General features: G+C 75.4%; 15 protein-coding genes. 7 read left to right on the forward strand and 8 right to left on the reverse strand.

Features of this window, described 5'->3' with window-relative positions; all coding sequences use genetic code 11:
• Positions 1 to 73: 73 nt before the first annotated feature.
• Genes ACZ6SQ_RS10725 through ACZ6SQ_RS10735 form a run of 3 tightly spaced genes read right to left on the reverse strand, consistent with a single transcriptional unit; the run spans position 74 to position 2684 of the window.
• Positions 74 to 1429, reverse strand: coding sequence for an FtsX-like permease family protein (locus tag ACZ6SQ_RS10725; protein WP_469559148.1), 1356 nt, complete (start codon positions 1427 to 1429; stop codon positions 74 to 76).
• Between the two features lie 17 nt (positions 1430 to 1446).
• Positions 1447 to 2154 (reverse strand): ABC transporter ATP-binding protein, encoded by a 708-nt coding sequence (locus ACZ6SQ_RS10730; protein WP_469559150.1) that lies wholly within the window; start codon positions 2152 to 2154, stop codon positions 1447 to 1449.
• A complete protein-coding gene (locus ACZ6SQ_RS10735; RefSeq protein WP_469559152.1) occupies positions 2151 to 2684 on the reverse strand; it encodes a PadR family transcriptional regulator in 534 nt (177 codons plus the stop codon). Before ACZ6SQ_RS10735 ends, ACZ6SQ_RS10730 begins: the two co-directional genes overlap by 4 nt.
• Before the next feature lie 333 nt (positions 2685 to 3017).
• Between ACZ6SQ_RS10735 and ACZ6SQ_RS10740 the strand changes: the two genes are divergently transcribed.
• From ACZ6SQ_RS10740 to ACZ6SQ_RS10750, 3 genes are all read left to right on the forward strand, one after another.
• Positions 3018 to 3218 carry a hypothetical protein gene (locus tag ACZ6SQ_RS10740; RefSeq protein WP_386385483.1) on the forward strand — a complete coding sequence of 67 codons (201 nt, stop codon included), beginning with the start codon at positions 3018 to 3020 and terminating at the stop codon, positions 3216 to 3218.
• Positions 3219 to 5414 carry a 4-alpha-glucanotransferase gene (gene malQ, locus ACZ6SQ_RS10745; protein ID WP_469559155.1) on the forward strand — a complete coding sequence of 732 codons (2196 nt, stop codon included), beginning with the start codon at positions 3219 to 3221 and terminating at the stop codon, positions 5412 to 5414.
• Positions 5415 to 5610: 196 nt separating this feature from the next.
• Positions 5611 to 5868 carry a hypothetical protein gene (locus ACZ6SQ_RS10750; protein WP_386385487.1) on the forward strand — a complete coding sequence of 86 codons (258 nt, stop codon included), beginning with the start codon at positions 5611 to 5613 and terminating at the stop codon, positions 5866 to 5868.
• A gap of 87 nt (positions 5869 to 5955) precedes the next feature.
• Here the strand turns inward: ACZ6SQ_RS10750 and ACZ6SQ_RS10755 are convergent, their stop codons facing one another.
• Positions 5956 to 6576 carry a TetR/AcrR family transcriptional regulator gene (locus ACZ6SQ_RS10755; protein WP_469559158.1) on the reverse strand — a complete coding sequence of 207 codons (621 nt, stop codon included), beginning with the start codon at positions 6574 to 6576 and terminating at the stop codon, positions 5956 to 5958.
• Between the two features lie 340 nt (positions 6577 to 6916).
• On the opposite strand from ACZ6SQ_RS10755, the gene ACZ6SQ_RS10760 reads away from it, so the two are divergent.
• Entirely contained in the window at positions 6917 to 8401 is a 1485-nt protein-coding gene (locus ACZ6SQ_RS10760) for an FAD-dependent monooxygenase (RefSeq protein WP_469559161.1), read from the forward strand.
• 89 nt (positions 8402 to 8490) lie between these two features.
• Here ACZ6SQ_RS10760 and ACZ6SQ_RS10765 read toward each other — a convergent pair whose 3' ends face one another.
• Both ACZ6SQ_RS10765 and ACZ6SQ_RS10770 read right to left on the reverse strand, forming a co-directional pair.
• Positions 8491 to 8946, reverse strand: coding sequence for a GNAT family N-acetyltransferase (locus ACZ6SQ_RS10765; RefSeq protein WP_469559164.1), 456 nt, complete (start codon positions 8944 to 8946; stop codon positions 8491 to 8493).
• A gap of 25 nt (positions 8947 to 8971) precedes the next feature.
• A complete protein-coding gene (locus tag ACZ6SQ_RS10770; protein ID WP_469559166.1) occupies positions 8972 to 9532 on the reverse strand; it encodes a MarR family winged helix-turn-helix transcriptional regulator in 561 nt (186 codons plus the stop codon).
• A 163-nt stretch (positions 9533 to 9695) separates the two neighbouring features.
• Here ACZ6SQ_RS10770 and ACZ6SQ_RS10775 point away from each other — a divergent pair, with 163 nt between their 5' ends.
• Together ACZ6SQ_RS10775 and ACZ6SQ_RS10780 are read left to right on the forward strand one after the other, a co-directional pair.
• Positions 9696 to 11069 (forward strand): MFS transporter, encoded by a 1374-nt coding sequence (locus tag ACZ6SQ_RS10775; protein ID WP_469559169.1) that lies wholly within the window; start codon positions 9696 to 9698, stop codon positions 11067 to 11069.
• A 73-nt stretch (positions 11070 to 11142) separates the two neighbouring features.
• Positions 11143 to 12084 carry an EamA family transporter gene (locus tag ACZ6SQ_RS10780; RefSeq protein ID WP_469559172.1) on the forward strand — a complete coding sequence of 314 codons (942 nt, stop codon included), beginning with the start codon at positions 11143 to 11145 and terminating at the stop codon, positions 12082 to 12084.
• A 29-nt stretch (positions 12085 to 12113) separates the two neighbouring features.
• Here the strand turns inward: ACZ6SQ_RS10780 and ACZ6SQ_RS10785 are convergent, their stop codons facing one another.
• Positions 12114 to 13274, reverse strand: a complete 1161-nt coding sequence (locus ACZ6SQ_RS10785) for a hypothetical protein (protein WP_469559176.1) — start codon at positions 13272 to 13274, stop codon at positions 12114 to 12116.
• A 24-nt stretch (positions 13275 to 13298) separates the two neighbouring features.
• Complete coding sequence (locus ACZ6SQ_RS10790) at positions 13299 to 14420, reverse strand: HesA/MoeB/ThiF family protein (RefSeq protein ID WP_469559178.1); 1122 nt, start codon at positions 14418 to 14420, stop codon at positions 13299 to 13301.
• Positions 14421 to 14667: 247 nt separating this feature from the next.
• Between ACZ6SQ_RS10790 and ACZ6SQ_RS10795 the strand changes: the two genes are divergently transcribed.
• Entirely contained in the window at positions 14668 to 15927 is a 1260-nt protein-coding gene (locus ACZ6SQ_RS10795; protein WP_469559180.1) for a M14 family zinc carboxypeptidase, read from the forward strand.
• The last annotated feature ends 50 nt before the right edge of the window (positions 15928 to 15977 follow it).

Raw genomic sequence — 15977 nt, forward strand, 5'->3', positions numbered from 1 at the left:
GGGCACGGCACTGCTTCACGGCCGTGCCCGGCGAGGGCCTCGGACCTGGCGCGGCCTGCCCTGCCGTACGGACTCAGACGTAGCGCAGCTCGCCCGGCCGGACCGAGCGGCGCAGCAGCGGCAGCGAGGTCGCCGCGGCCGACAGACAGACGGCGTAGACGCCCAGCGGGACCAGCAGCGCCTCCCACGGCACCGACCAGGTATCGGCCAGCACGAGCGCCGAGTACCAGGTGCCGATCGCCAGGCCCCCGGCCCCCGCCAGCAGCAGCGCGGGCGCCAGCGGCAGCGCGGTCTCCAGCAGCAGGGCCCGGCCCAGCACCCGCCGCGGCACCCCGGCGGCGGTCTGCGCGGCCAGGCCCCGGCGCCGCGTGGACAGGGACTCCGCGGTGCCCACGGCCAGCGCGCCCAGCACGATCAGCAGGGCCACCCCGATCGCGGCCGCCGTCAGGTTCAGCCCTGTCGTGTAGAAGGACATGTCCGCCGCCAGCTGCTCGCGGTGCGTCGCCAGATCGTCCAGCAGCCCGCGCCTGACCCCGACGAACCCCGTACCGACGACCGTCACCAGCAGCACCGCCGCATGCGTACGGGCCGCCGCCCAGGGGTCGTCGCGCAGCCGCTCCGCCGCGATCAGCACCGCGGCGTCGCCGGTGCGCGCCGCCAGCAGCCGGCCCAGCAGCCGGGACGCCGCCCCCACCAGCCACAGCGCGCCCACCCCGACCACGACCACCCCGGCCAGCATCGTGAGCGGCCGCTCCGGTCCCGGCTGCGGGCCGTCGGCCGTACGGATCAGCGAGACCACCGCCAGGGCCCCGAACGCCGACACCGCCAGCAGGAACGTCAGCCCCGGCCGGGTCTGGCGCCGCACCCGGCGCACCTCGCCCAGCGGCGAAGCCACCACCCGGCGCAGCGCCAGCACGCTCACCAGCGCCCCCACCACCGGCACCGCGACCGCCACCAGCGCGATGCCCGCCCATGCCAGGCCCGGCGCGGACTCCCAGGCCCGCAGCAGGAACAGCACCGAGAACACGGTGGCCACCGCCGAGCCCACCGCGCACGCCAGCCCCGTCTCCGCCGCCGCGATCCGCCGCACCTGCCAGGGCGAGGCACCGGCCAGCCGCAGCCCCGCCAGCCGCCGGTCCCGGTGCACGGCACCGATCCGCGCGCACTGCCCGAGCAGGCCAAACACCGGCACCAGCAGAAGCAGCAGCGCGACGATCGCCCCGGAGCGCTCGCCGGGCTGGTCGAACAGGCCGTTGCCCACGGACATCCGGACCTGGCCCTCCACCGTGGCCAGCACCGCCGCCGCCAGGGCGAACCCGGTCGCGAGCAGCGCCCCGAACGAGGTCAGCGCGATCCGCCACCACTCATGGCGGTCCGAGCCGCTCACCAGCAGCCGCGCGAGCCGCAGATCGGCCCTGGTCCCGTGCACCACCGCCCTCACCGCCCTCACCGCGTCACCGCCGGTGCCTCCGAGTCCTCCGCCACCGCGCCGTCCCGCAGCGCCACCTCGCGGTCGGCGTACGCCGCCACCCGCGCGTCGTGCGTGATCAGCAGGACGGCGATGCCCGACTCCCGGACCGTGTGCGCGAGGGCCGTCATCACCTGCTCCCCGGCCAGCGAGTCCAGCGCGCCGGTCGGCTCGTCGGCGAAGACCACCTTCGGGCCGGTCACCAGGGCGCGCGCGAGGGCCACCCGCTGCGCCTGGCCGCCGCTCATCTCGCCGGGCCGCAGCTCCTCCTGGCCGCGCACCCCGAACCGCTCCAGCCACTCCGCCGCCACCGTCCGCGCGGCTTTCCGGCCGCTGCCGGCCAGGAGCAGCGGCAGCGCCACGTTGTCCAGCGCCGTCAGCTCCGGGATCAGCTGCCCGAACTGGAACACCACCCCGAACTCCGTGCGCCGCAGCTCGCTCAGCCGGGCCTCGGGCAGCCGGTCGACGCGCTCACCGCCGTACGTCACCTCGCCCCCGTCGGGACGGACGATCCCCGCGAGGCAGTGCAGCAGGGTCGACTTGCCGCTGCCGCTCGGCCCGGTGACGGCGAGGATCTCCCCGGCCGCGAGCCGGACCGAGGCGCCGCGCAGGGCCGTGGTCCGGCCGTGGGTCTTGACCAGGCCGGACGCCGTGAGCAGCGGGTCCGGACTCGTGTCGGTGGTCATACCGTGTCTACCTCCGCGGTGAGGGGGGCGAGCCGGGCGCCGGTCGTCGTCATCCAGCGCAGGTCGGCGTCGAGATGGGTCAGGGCGTAGTCCGCCGACAGGACCGTCGACAGATCCGCGCCGGGGGCGGTCTTCACCGCCGTGAGCTCGCGCATACGGCCCATGTGCGCGGCGCGCTGGTCGCGCAGATACGTCTCGGGGTCGCCGGCCGTCAGGATCGACACGACGACCTTCGCGAAGATCTCGTTGGCCACGAAGGGCGCGGGCGGGGTGACCTCGGCCGCCCAGCGCGTCAGTTCGCGGGCGCCGTCCTCGGTGGCCCGGTACAGGGTGCGTTCCGGTCCGCCCTCGGAGCCGGTGCCGTCGACCTCGGCGAGGCCGTCCCGGACCAGGCGCTGAAGGGTCGTGTAGACCTGCCCGTAGGCGAGCGGACGGGCCTGCGGGAAGCGTTCGTCGTGCCGTCGCTTGAGGTCGTAGCCGTGGCTGGGACCCGTGGCGAGCAGCCCGAGCAGGATGTGGCGGGTGCTCATGGCGATCATTATGTACCGAGTACATGTACTGAGTGAATAGTTGGCGGCGGGAATCTTCGCGCGGCGGATGGGTGCGCTGCCGGAGGCCGGTGATTCACGTGGCGGGAGGGCGCGGGTGGGTTGCCGCCGGAGGCGGCTCGCGTGGTCGGCGGGCCGCCACAGGAGGCCCGGCGGCTCGCCGGAGAATCTTGCGTGTCTGGGCGCGGAGTCGACGGAGATTGTGGCGACACGCGGTATTCGTCTTCCGATACGTCTGCCGCCGTGCCCACTGGGTAGGGCTGTGTTGTCCCGTGCCGGCCGTCCGGCCGTCCCGTCACCGACGAAGGAGCCACCATGGCCGCCTCGACCCGCCCGCTGATCCCCGCCCCCTCCAAACGCCCGGCGGAGCCCACCGCCGAGTGCGTGCGCGTGTGCTCCGCCGAGAGCGCCTACGCCCAGACCCCGCTGACCAGCGAACCCCCGCTGCCGTACGCCGAACCCCTCACCAGCGAGCCGCCGCTCGCCGCCCCGGACGCCGACACGACGAGGCCGTAGATGACCGCACCCCGCCCGGACCGGCCCCCGACCGCGGACCTGGCCCGCCTCGCCGAACTGTATGGCGTCGCCACGTCCTACCGCCCCGCCCCCGACCGCACTGTCACGGCCTCGCCCGTCGCCGTCACCCGCGTCCTGGCCGCCCTCGGCGTCGACGCGAGCACGCCCGGGGCGATCCGCGCAGCCCTCACCGCCCGCGAACGGGAACTCGGCGCACGGCTGCTGCCGCCGACCGTCGTGGCCTGGCAGGGGACCGAGCCGGCCGCGCTCGGCGCACTGCCCGCGGGGACCCGGCTGCACGTCGAGACCGAGCAGGGTGCGACCCGCACCACCGTCGAGGGCCTGCCGCCCGGAGTGCACCGGCTGACCGCGACCGCGCCCGGCGGACGCACCGCCGAGGCCCACCTCGTCGTGGCCCCCGCCCGGCTGCCCGCACCGGCCGGGCGGTCGTACGGCTTCCTCGTCCAGCTCTACTCCCTGCTCTCCCACCGCTCCTGGGGCATGGGCGACCTGGGGGACCTCGGCGAACTGGCCGCCTGGGCCGGCCGGGTGCTCGGCGCCGGGTTCGTCCAGGTCAACCCGCTGCACGCCGCGGTGCCCGGCACACCCACGGACCCCTCGCCCTACCGCCCCTCCTCCCGCCGCTTCCCCGACCCCGTGCATCTGCGCGTGGAGAACGTCCCCGAGTTCGCCCACGTCGAGGACCGTGAGCGCGTCGCCGGACTCCTCGAACGCGCCGCCCGGCTCCGGGAGTCCGTGCTCGACAAGGGCGCCCTCATCGACCGGGACGCCGTATGGGAACTCAAGCGCGAGGCACTGGAACTCGTCCGCGCGGTACCGCTCGGCCCCGGACGCCGCGCGGCCTACGACGACTTCCTCGCCGCCCACGGCAGCGCCCTTCAGGACCACGCCACCTGGAACGCGCTCGCCGAGGCGTACGGCGGCGACGTCGAGCAGTGGCCCGACCCGCTGCGGGACCCCCGGTCGGCCGGGACCGCCCGCGCGCGGGCCGAACTGACGGACCGTGTGGACTTCCACACCTGGCTCGCCTGGCTCACCGACAGCCAGCTCGTCGCCGTGCAGCGCACCGCGCGCGAGGCCGGGATGCCGGTGGGGATCGTCCACGACCTGGCCGTCGGCGTGCACCCCGGCGGCGCCGACGCCTGGGCCGGGCGGGACCACTTCGCCACCGGGATGTCGGTCGGCGCCCCGCCCGACGCCTTCAACGCCCGCGGCCAGGACTGGGGCCTGCCGCCCTGGCGCCCCGACCGGCTCGCCGAGTCCGGTTACGCGCCCTACCGGGCCCTGCTCCAGGCCCTGTTCCGCAGCGCCGGAGCCCTGCGCATCGACCATGTCATGGGGCTGTTCCGGCTCTGGTGGGTCCCGCAGGGCCTGCCGCCCACCGACGGTACCTACGTCCGCCACGACGCCGAGGCCATGCTCGCCGTGCTCGTCCTGGAGGCCTCGCGGGCGGGCGCGATCGTCATCGGGGAGGACCTCGGCACGGTCGAGCCCGGCGTCCGCGAGGCGCTGCGCGAGCGCGGGGTGCTGGGGACGTCGGTGCTGTGGTTCGAACGCGACTGGGACGGGGACGGCCTGCCGCTGCCGCCCGCGGCCTGGCGCCCGGACTGTCTGGCCACGGCCACCACCCACGACCTCCCGCCCACCGCGGCCCGGCTCACCGGCGAGCATGTCGAACTCCGCGACCGGCTGGGCCTGCTGACCCGTCCGCTCGCCGAGGAACGCGCCACGGCCGCCGCCGACACCGCCGAGTGGCTGGCCCTTCTCACCCGGCTGGGACTGCTGGACGGGGCGGGCTTCACCGCGGGGGAGCCGGAGGGGGTGGCTGTGGCCTCTGGTGGGGCCGCGGAGTCCGGAGCGGCCGGGGGCGAGGCTGGGGCCGACGTGGCCGACGTGGCCGACGTGGCCGAGGCGGCGGAGGTGGCCGAGGTCCTCGCCGTCCATCGCTTTCTGCTGCGTACGCCCGCCCGCCTCGTCGGGGCCTGGCTCCCGGACGCGGTCGGCGACCGTCGCCCGCAGAACCTCCCCGGCACCTGGGACGAGTACCCGAACTGGCGTCTGCCCGTCGCCGACGCCGAGGGCCGGCCGGTCACCCTGGAGGAACTGACGTCGTCCGCCAGGCTGCGGGCGCTGGCGGAGGTGCTGCGGGAGGGGACACGGGAGGGTGGCCCCTGAAGGCCGGGTGTCGGGTGCCGTGCGCCGGGCGTCGGGCCGTCGCGCGGCCGCTGGTGGCAGGACCGCCGGCCGGGGATCGGGAAGGGGCGGGGCGGCGGGCCCGCCGGCGCCCGCGAGCGACCCCCGCTGACGTGCCGTATCGCCATAACGGACCCCCGGGCGCGCGGCCCCGACCGGCGTTCGCTACTTTTGCACCGTGGACAAGAAGAACGCCCTGCGCGTCGGCGCCCTGGCCGCCGGTACGACGCTGATGATGCTGCTCATGTCGTCCCCCGCCCTCGCGCTGACCCGCGACGACGGTGACGACCCCGGCACGGGCCTGAGCGTCATCGAGACGCTGGGTCTGTTCGTGCTCGCCCCGATCGCCCTGTTCGCCGTCACCGCAGGTCTGGTGATGGTCCTCGACCGGTCCTCGTACCGGGTGACCAAGCCCAAGGCCAAGGCCGGCGCCTGACGGCCCGAACCCAAGCTGTTCCCCGAGGGCGCCGCTCCCGCCGTACACGGCAGGGAGCGGCGCCCTCGGCGTTTCACCCGGCCCGGCTCAGGGATGCGCGGCCGTCAGATACCGCTGAACCGTCGGCGCCAGCCACGCCACGACCTCCTCCGGCCGCAGCGCCACGGCCGGCGGCAGCCGCAGGACGTACCGGGTGAGGGCCAGCCCCAGCAACTGCGTGGCGCAGAGGGCTGCCCTCGCGGGCACCTGCTCGGCGTCCGGGCACACCGCGCGCGCGACGGGCAGCAACTGGTCGCGGAACACGCCCTGCACCCGCTCCGCCCCCGCCTGGCTCGTGGCACCGACCCGCAGCAGCGCGGTGAGCACCTCGTTCTCCTCCCACATGCCGAGGAAGTGCGTCACCAGGGCCCGGCCGACGTCCTCCCGGGGCAGCGCGCCCACGTCGGGCAGCCGTAGATCGACCGAGACGACCGCCGCGAACAGGCCCTCCTTGTTGCCGTAGTAGCGCATCACCATCGAGGGGTCGATCCGTGCGTCGCGGGCGATGGCGCGGATGGTGGCCCGCTCGTACCCGTCCGTCGCGAAGCGTTCGCGCGCGGCTTCGAGGATCGCGGCGCGGGTGGCGTCGGAGCGGCGGGCGGGCGCGGGGTCGCCGCTACCGCCGCCGGTCGTGGTGGTGTCGGGTGTCTGTGCGGTGCGGTGGTTCATGTCAACGAGCGTAGGCCAACGAGTGTGGGTCTACAAGTGTTGGCCTACGGGTGTTGATGCGGGTGTGCTGGGTGGCCCACGGCTGCTGGCCGCCTCGGTCTGCTGCTGTCTGCGCGTCCGGACCCACGCCTGTTGGCCCACGCCTGTTGGCCCAGGCCCGTTGGCCCGCGCCTGTTGGTCCATGCCCGTTGCCGCCCCTGCGCGCCACCCCGCCCGACGCGTCGGCCCACGCCTGTTTGCCAACACCCGTTGACAATCCCCGCCCCCACTCCCTACCTTTGTCAACAAGCGTTGGTCAACGCACGTTGGCCAACCGGCGTAGGCATCCAGGAGGCCTCTTATGACCGGCACCGGAACCACTGGCCCCATCCGCCCTGTCCGCCCCGCCCGTCACCCGCGCCCCGCCGTGGTCGTCGTCGGCTCCGGCCCCACCGGCCTCCTGCTCGCCGGTGACCTGGCCACCGCCGGCGTCCCCGTCACCCTCCTGGAGAAGCGCCCCGAGAAGATCAGCAATCTGTCGCGGGCGTTCGCGCTGCACGCCCGTTCGCTGGAGCAGCTCGACGCCCGCGGGCTCGCCGACGAGCTGGAGGAGGCCGGGCAGCGGCTGGAGCGGCTGCGGCTGTTCAGCCGGCTGACGCTGGACCTGTCGACGCTGCCCTCGCGGTTCAACCATCTGCTGGTGATCCCGCAGTACGAGGTCGAGACGTCGTTGCGGCGGCGGGCGGAGGAGGCCGGGGTCGACTTCCGGTTCGAGACCGAGGTGACGGGGCTGGAGCAGGACGCGGACGGGGTCACCGTGCGGCTGCGGACGGCCGCGGGGGAGGGGGAGCTGCGGGCGGCGTACGTCGTCGGGACGGACGGGATGCGCAGCGTGGTGCGGGAGGCGGTGGGGCTGCCGTTCCCGGGGCACTCGGTGATCCGTTCCGTGGTGCTCGCGGACGTCAGGCTGGCCGAGCAGCCCGAGACGCTGCTCACCGTCAACACCGCCGGGGACGTCTTCGCCTTCATCGCGCCCTTCGGGGACGGCTACTACCGCGTCATCGGCTGGGACCGCCGGCGCGACGTCCCCGACCACGAGCCGCTGGAGCTGGCGGAGGTCGAGGAGATCACCCGGCTCGCGCTCGGCCGGGACTTCGGGATGCACGACCCCCGCTGGATGTCCCGCTTCCACAGTGACGAGCGCCAGGCTCCCCACTACCGCGTCGGCCGTGTCTTCCTCGCCGGGGACGCCGCCCATGTGCACACCCCGGCCGGCGGTCAGGGCATGAACACCGGCCTCCAGGACGCGGCCAACCTGAGCTGGAAGCTGGCCCAGGTCCTCGCCGGGCGCGCGGGCGACGAACTCCTCGACACCTACGAGGCCGAGCGCCACCCCGTCGGGAAGGCGGTGCTGCGCAGCAGCGGCGGCATCGTCCGGCTCGCCATGGCCAAGCGGCCCTGGACCCTCGCCCTGCGCGCCGGGCTGACCGCCCTCCTCGGCGCGGCCGCCCCGGCCCGCCGCAGGGCCCTCGGGCAGATCACCGGCGTCGGCTACCGCTACGCGGCCCCCAAGGGCGCCCACCGGCTGACCGGCACCCGCGTCCCGGACCTCGCGCTCGCCGACGGCGGCCGGCTGTACGAGGCCCTGCGCGGCGGGCGGTTCGTGCTGGTCGCCCCGGGGTCGTACGAGCCGGGCGCCGGACGCGAGGACCGCCTCACCGCCGCCCGCTGGGCGAGCGACCGGCGCACGACCCTGCTGGTGCGCCCCGACGGCTATGTGGCCTGGGCCGCCGAGAACGCCACCCCCGCCGCGATCGAGGCCGCCCTCGCCGCCCACGTCGGGTGAGCCCGCAACCTGCCCCGGCCCGACCTGCCCCGGCCCGCCCCGACCTGCCCCGGCCCCGCCCGCCTCGGGCCGGTGCCAGACCGCCCGGATCAGCCTCCGGCCGCCCCCGCCGGCTCGCGGACCATGAAGACGTCCACCGGGTCCTCGCTCTCCACCACGAAACCGTGCCGCCCGTAGAGCCGACGGGCGGCACTGCCGTTGAGGACGTTCAGCCGGACCCGGACGCCGTCGGTGTCGCAGCGTTCCAGCAGGGCGGCCAGGACGGACGTGCCGACGCCCCGGCCGTGCAGGGCGGGGTCGAGGTAGAAGTGCTCCAGCCAGTGGGCGTCGTCGGCGGGGCGCAGGGCGACGCAGCCCGCGAAGGCGCCGGCCACCTCGATCACCCAGGTGTGCGCGGGCTCGAACGCGTCGCGCAGGCGCTGCCGGACGCGTCGGTCGTCGTAGCGTCCGAGCCGTTCCAGGTCCGGCCGCATGACGACGGCCCGCAGTTCCGCCACCGCCTCGACGTCTGCCGCCGTGGCCTGCCGTATCTCCCAGTCCGCCATGATCTCCCCTCCCGCTCGCGCGGCCTCAGCGGCCCGGCTCGGACGTGCCCGCGAGCAACTTGCGCAGCAGGTCGGCCAGTTGTCCGGACTGCTCCTCGGTGAGCTCGGACAGGCCGTCGGTCTGGACGGCGACCCCGGCGCCGACCGCCTCGTCGATGAGGGCGAGGCCCTCGTCGGTGAGGGTGACGTGGAGGCCGCGGCGGTCGTGCGGGTCGGGGGAGCGGCGCAGCAGGCCCGCCCGTTCCAGCTTGTCCAGCCGGCCGGTCATGCCGCCGGTGGTGAGCATGAGGGTGGAGGACAGCTGGCGCGGGGAGAGGGTGTACGGCTCGCCGGCGCGGCGCAGGGTCGCGAGGACGTCGAACTCGCCGCGGGAGATCCCGAACCGGCCGTACGTGCGCTCCATCCGGTCGCCCATCGCGCGGGCGAGCCGGTAGATCCGGCCGAAGACCTCCATCGGCAGGGTGTCGAGGTCGGGCCGCACGTCCGCCCACTGGCCGATGATCGCGTCGACCGCGTCCGGACGCTCCTGACCGGCCTGACCGGCCTGACCGCCCTGGCGGTCCCGGGGCTCGGGGTTCGGGTTCATGGCAGGAGTATCCGCTTCCGTTCGGTCGGCCGCAAGAAAGTGGCTTGACGGAAAGTTGCTTAGCGCTAAGCTACTTTCTATCAAGTCACTTCCTGGTGGGTCATCGCCCGTTCCCGGCGAGCCGCCCCACCGGAGGGAAACCGGAAACAGCAGGGGGGCCGCCATGCGTCAGAAGGACCAGCGCGTACCGGGGGAGTGGGCGCTGCCCGTCGCAGCCGCCGTCAACGGCGTGGGCATGGGCATGTACGTCCCGTTCACGCTGGTGTTCTTCCACTACGTCACCGGGCTGTCCTTCGCCGTCGTGGGCGTGGTCCTCACGGTGACCGGGCTCGCCGGACTCGGCGCCCTGCCGGTGGCCGGCACCGCGATCGACCGGTACGGCGCCAAGCGGGTGCTGTACGTGCTGTACGGCGTCCGGGTCGTCGGCTTCGCGCTCTACCCCTTCGCCCAGTCGCTCGCCGCCTTCGCCGCGGTCGCCCTGGTCACGGCGGCCGCCGACCGGGCCTTCCCCGCGGTGAACCAGACGCTGATCGCCGAGGTGGCCCGCGGTGAGGGCCGTGACCGCCTCCAGGCGGCCACCCGCGCCCTCCAGAACGGCGGCAACGGCGCCGGCGCCCTGCTCGCCACCCTGGTCCTCGCCCTCGCCGGACCGGCCGGCTACACCTACGCCGCCTGGGGCAACGCCCTGTCCTTCGCGCTGGCCGCGCTGCTGGTGCGCCCGCTGAAGCCGGTGCGGTCCGCCGAGCCGGGCCCCGCGCGCCGGGCCGGGGCCGGATACCGGCTCGTCCTCGCCGACCGGCCCTTCCTGGTCGTCACCGGCGCCAACTTCCTCAACGCGCTCAGCTACTCCGCGCTGTCGGTGCTGTTCCCGCTGTTCATCGTGCAGTGGCTGGCCGGGCCGGCCGTTCTGACCGGCTCCGCCTTCACCGTCAACACCGTGCTGTGCGCGGTCGCCGGGGTGTACGTCGGCTCCCGCGTCCGGCGGGCCGGGGCCCGGCGCACCCGGGCCGCTGCGCTGGGCGGGGCGCTGTTCGCCGCCGCGTTCGCCGCGCAGATCGTGCTCGGCACGCTCCGGCCGCAGAACGACACCGTGCTGGGCGGCGCCCTGATCGCCGTCGTCGTCCTCTACACCGTCGGCGAGCTGATCCACAGCCCGGCCGCCGAGGTGCTGGCCGTCTCCGCGGCGCCCGAGGCCGTGCGCGGCCGGTACATGGCGGCCTACCAGATGTCCTGGTCACTGGCGAAGGCCGTCGCGCCCTCCCTGTTCACCGGACTGCTCGCCCTCGACGGCCGCGCGCCCTGGGCCGTCCTCATCGTCACCTCCGCCGTCGCGGCCGCCCTGCTGCTCCGTGTCGAGCACCGGCTGCCCGCCGAGGCGGTACGTCCCCTGCCGGTCACCGTCGCCCGCGGCGCCGAGTCCGGCGACGGCGCCCAGTCCGGCGACGGCGCCGAGTCCGCGGAGTCCGCGGAGTCCGCGGAGTCCGCCCAGGCCGTCCCGCCCGCCGCGACCGCCAGGCCCGCCAACGCGGCGGCCTGACCCCGGTGGCCCGCCCCCACGCCTCCTCCCGCCCCCCGCCCCCCGCCCTCCCGACTTCGCGAAAGGCCCGGCCATGAAGCGGTCCGCGACCGTCCTGCTCACCGCCCTCGCCCCGGTCTCCTGGGGCACCACCTACGCCGTCACCACCGAGTTCCTCCCGGCCGACCGGCCGCTGTTCACCGGGCTGATGCGGGCGCTGCCCGCCGGGCTGCTCCTGCTGGCCCTCGCCCGGGTGCTGCCGCGCGGCGCCTGGTGGTGGAAGTCGGCGGTGCTGGGCGCGCTGAACATCGGGGCGTTCTTCCCGCTGCTGTTCCTGTCGGCGTATCGGCTGCCCGGCGGTATGGCCGCGGTGGTGGGCTCGGCGGGCCCGCTGTTCGTGGTCGGGCTGTCGGCGCTGCTGCTGGGGCAGCGGGCCACGCTGCGCTCGGTGCTCGCCGGGATCGCGGCGGCGTTCGGGGTCAGCCTGGTCGTGCTGAAGGCGGCCGGGGCGCTGGACCTCGTCGGGGTGCTGGCGGCCGTCGCCTCCACCGCGTCGATGTCCACGGGCACCGTGCTGACCAAGAAATGGGGCCGCCCCGAGGGGGTCGGCCCGCTCGCCCTGACCGGCTGGCAGCTCACCGCGGGCGGTCTGCTGATCGCCCCGCTCGCCCTGCTGGTCGAGGGCGCGCCGCCCGTCCTGAACGCCCCGGCGGTCGGCGGCTACGTCTACCTCGCGCTCGGCAACACGGCGGTGTCGTACTGGCTGTGGTTCCGCGGTATCGGCCGGCTCTCCGCCACCCAGGTCACCTTCCTCGGTCCGCTCTCCCCGCTCACCGCGGCGGTCATCGGCTGGGCCGCGCTCGGCCAGACGCTGAGCCCGGTCCAACTGGCGGGCATGACGCTGGCGTTCGGCGCGACGGTGGCGGGACAGCTGGGCGCCGGCCGCGGGCCGGAGAAGACCCGGTCGTTCAGGTCCGCCGAAGGGAAGGGGGAGAAGGCATCTGTGGAGGTGACGGGTCCGGCGGTGCGGCGGTAGATCCGCCTCCGCTCAGGCTCTCGACCCCGTCACTTCCCCCGCCCCGCCCGTCTCCCCCGCCACCACGTCCGGGCCCACAGCACGTGCACGCCGCCCAGCGCGAGGGCCACCGCCGTGGCGTCCAGGCGTTCCGCCGGTGAGGCGTCGGGGCGGGTGAGCGCGTCGGCCGCGCGGGCGAGCAGGGTGATGTCCGCGGGCAGGGTCACCGTGGCGAGGAAGGCCAGGCACAGCGCGGTGCCGGTGACGAGGACGACGGCGTAGACCCGGACCGCGCGGCGCTCGTGCGCGGGGAGCGCGCGACTGGGGTCCGTGCCCGCGCGGCCCAGCAGCCTCCGGGCGGTGTGGCGGGCGTAGGCCCTGCCGTCGCCGTACAGGTCGCGGCAGCGCAGCAGGTCCTGGAGGACGAAGTAGACGTCGGTGCGCATGAAGACCATCAGCTGGAACGGCAGCGGCAGCAGCGCGAGGACGGTCAGGGCGGCCAGCAGCCGGTGCGGGGTGCCGTGCAGCGCGCCCGCGGCGAGAGCGGCCGCCGCGGCGACGGCGAGGTTGGTGACGACGCCCGCCAGATACGCCGTCAGACGGTGGCGGCGCGGGGCCAGTTCGATGCCGCTGATGTCGGTCTGCATCACCAGGAACTGCAGCCGGGTGCCCAGCCGCATCCGGGCCGGTACCCCGGTCGCCCGCGCGGTGACCAGATGCGCGCACTCGTGGAGGAACAGCAGCGCCCAGCCCGCGGCCGCCCCGAACACGACGACCAGGCTGCCGTGGCCGCTCCACAGCAGCGTGCGGTAGCCGAGGGCGACATCGGGCCGGGCCAGCAGGGCGGCGCCGATCAGCAGCACGACCAGTACGGGCAGGACCGGGCTGAGCGTGAAGCGCACATGGCGGGGCCGCAGCCGGGCCAGCGTCGGCCTCGGCGGGCCGGGCTCCGGCACCGGGCGGCCGTCCAGCTCGGCGACGAAGCCGAGACCGAGGAGCGCGTCGACGAAGTCCGCCACGTCGAGGTCCTGCCCGGTCTCCGCCAGCAGCCGCCGCGCCGCCTCCTCGCTGTCCAGCCCCTCGCCGAGCAGGTCCAGGGCGCGCTTGCCGGACTCGGGCAGGGCGACGAAGCGGCCGGTGGCCATGCGCCCCACGATCCACTCCGGCCCGTCGGCCCGGGCGGCCAGTTCATGCAGCCGGACCCGGCTCACACGGGCACCTCACCTCTCCGTTCCTCACACTCCGCCGCAGGCCGGACAGTCCGGGCGGCGGGGGTGGCGCTGTACGAGCGGATCGCCGGGGACCATCAGGTTCAGGCCGAAGCGGACGCCCGGCTCGAGCGCCGGCACCCCGGTCAGCAGGGCCAGCGCGGCATGGGCGAGCAGGGCCCCCGACAGGCTCGCGGTGACCGCGGTGGCCGGGTTCCAGGGCATCCGCGGCGAGGCCACCTCCTCGTCCTGACCCGGCGCCAGCCGGAGGTCACGCCGGGCCGCCTCGCCCTCGCGCAGACACTCCCAGCAGGCGCCCCGCCCGGGGGCGTACACCCCGGCCGTCACCAGCGGGCCGCGATAGCCGGCGTCCACCCAGGGCAGGCCCAGCGCGAGACAGCCCCGGTTGGCCCAGCGGCGCAGATCGGCCGGGCGGTCGGCGGCCAGCACCAGCAGATCGGGACGGGCCCGGCCGAGCAGCGCCCGCAGCCCGTCCGGGCCGCGCACCTCGGCGCGCTCGCCCGTCACCGTCACGTCCGAGTTCAGCGCCCGCAGGGTGGCCAGCGCCGCGTCCACCTTGGGCCGGCCGATGTCCGCCTCGCGGAACAGCGGCTGCCGGTTGAGGTTGGACAGCTCTACCACGTCCGGGTCGACGCAGTGCACATGCCCCACCCCGGAGGCGACCAGACACTGCGCCGCGTGCCCGCCGGTGCCGCCCACGCCGAGCAGCAGCACCCGGGCCCGGCCGAGGGCCAGTTGAGCGTCCCAGGCGCTGGCCCGCGGCCCCAGGTCCATCCAGCGCAGCAGTGGCACACCCCGGCTGTAGCGCTCGCGCTCGCGGTCGGACACCGGCACCGGCGCGGCCGCGTCCTCCACGAACCCGGCCGCCTGCAGATCGGCCATCGCCCGGAGCACGTCGTCCCCGCTCACCCCCGGATGCCCGGCCACCACCTCGGCGACCACCCCGGAGGGGTCCCGGGAGCCGTCCATCACCTCCATCAGCCGCCAGATCCAGCCTTGCGGATCGGCGATCTCCGCCCCGATGCCGAACACGACACCGCCGATCCGGACATGGCCGTCGACGGTGCGGTAGGGCCGGTGCTCGGGTTTGACGCGGGGCCGCCGTAAGGACGCCGTCTCGGATGTCACGCGGTCACCACCCCCGTGGTCGTATGCGCCGGACTGGCGTGAACACCTGCCCTTGACACTGTTGTTCACCCGCGTGACTCTTGGCAAGAAGCCCGTGTAGAGGCTTTTGTTCAGCCAAGTCCGTTGTGTCGTGCGCGCGTTGATGGAGGGGAGTCTCACATGGCCGAGAAGATCGTCATCCGCCCGCTGGACAAGAAGGAGACCACGGGGGACAGCAACTCCCAGGGTGCCTGAGCGGAGCCCCGGCGTGCGGACCTCGTCGTATCCCACCGTCGTCGACCTGGAGCGGCAGGCCCGCGCGCTGGCCGCCGCGGCGCCCGGGGCGATCAGCCTGCGGGCGGCCGGAGCGAGCCGCGCCGGCCGCCCCCTGTGGCTGCTGACCGCCGGCCACGGCGACCGGCACATGCTCACCGTCGCGGGCGCGCACGCCAACGAGCCCGTGGGCGGCGCCTCCGCGCTCCGCCTGGCCACCGTGTTCGCGCGCCGGCCCCAGCTGCTGAGACGGCTCGGCTGCGCCTGGCACTTCCTGCTCTGCCTCGACCCCGACGGCGCCCGGCTGAACGAGGGCTGGCAGCCCGAGGAGCCCGCGCCGTCCCTGGAGGAGTGCCATCTGCGGCTGTACCGGCCCGCGTTCGCCCGGCAGCCCGAATCCCTGCCCGCGCTCGGCGAGAGCCGTCCGCCGATGCCCGAGTCGGCGACCCTGGTGCGGCTGCTCGACGAGCTGCGCCCGGCCGCCCAGTTCACGCTGCACGGCATCGAGTTCGGCGGCGCCTTCGCGATGATGACGCGCTCGCTGCCCGGCGCCGGAGAGTCCTTCCGCCGCAGCGCCGCCCTGCTGGACGTGCCCCTGGACGACCACCCCTGCGACGGCCCCGACTGGCGGCCGGACCGGCCGGGCCTGCTGCTGCTGCCCGACGGCCGGGCCGGCAGCGAGCGCGACCCGAGCGGCTTCGTCGCCGAGAGCACCTGGCTGTACCCGCGCCGCCACGGCACCCTCACCACCCTGATCGAGGCACCCGCCTGGGGCGTCGCCGCGGTCGCCGACCCACGCCCCGCCACCGACCCCGAGCGGGCCGTCGCCGGGATCGGCGGGCTCCTGCTGGCCCGCAACCGCGAACTGGCCGCCGTACTGGACGGGCGCGCGGACACCCGGGCCGTGCCGGAGGAACTGGCCCCGCTGCGGGACGCCGCCCTGGAACTGGTCGACGTGGCGCCCTCGGTCGCCGCCACCTGGGCCGCGGAGGAACGCTCCGGGTCCCGGGGCCACTACGCCACCCTCGGCATCGCCGCCCGCCGCATCCCGCTGCGCGCGGCGGCCATGATGCGCCGCGCCCTGGCCGGCACCGACCCCGGCACCGCCGAGGCGCTCGGCGACCTGGTCCGCGAGTGGTGCCGGGAACTCGAGAAGGCCTACAGCCCCCGCTGGGTGCCGGTGTCGGCCCAGACGGGCCTGCATGTGCGCACGATGCTCGACATCGGCCGCCGGGTGTGCGCCGAGCGGCCGTGAGGGCACATGCGTGAGGACATGCGCGAGGGGCGGGCGACCACGTCGGTCGC

Source organism: Streptomyces sp. NPDC048600, assembly GCF_055587025.1.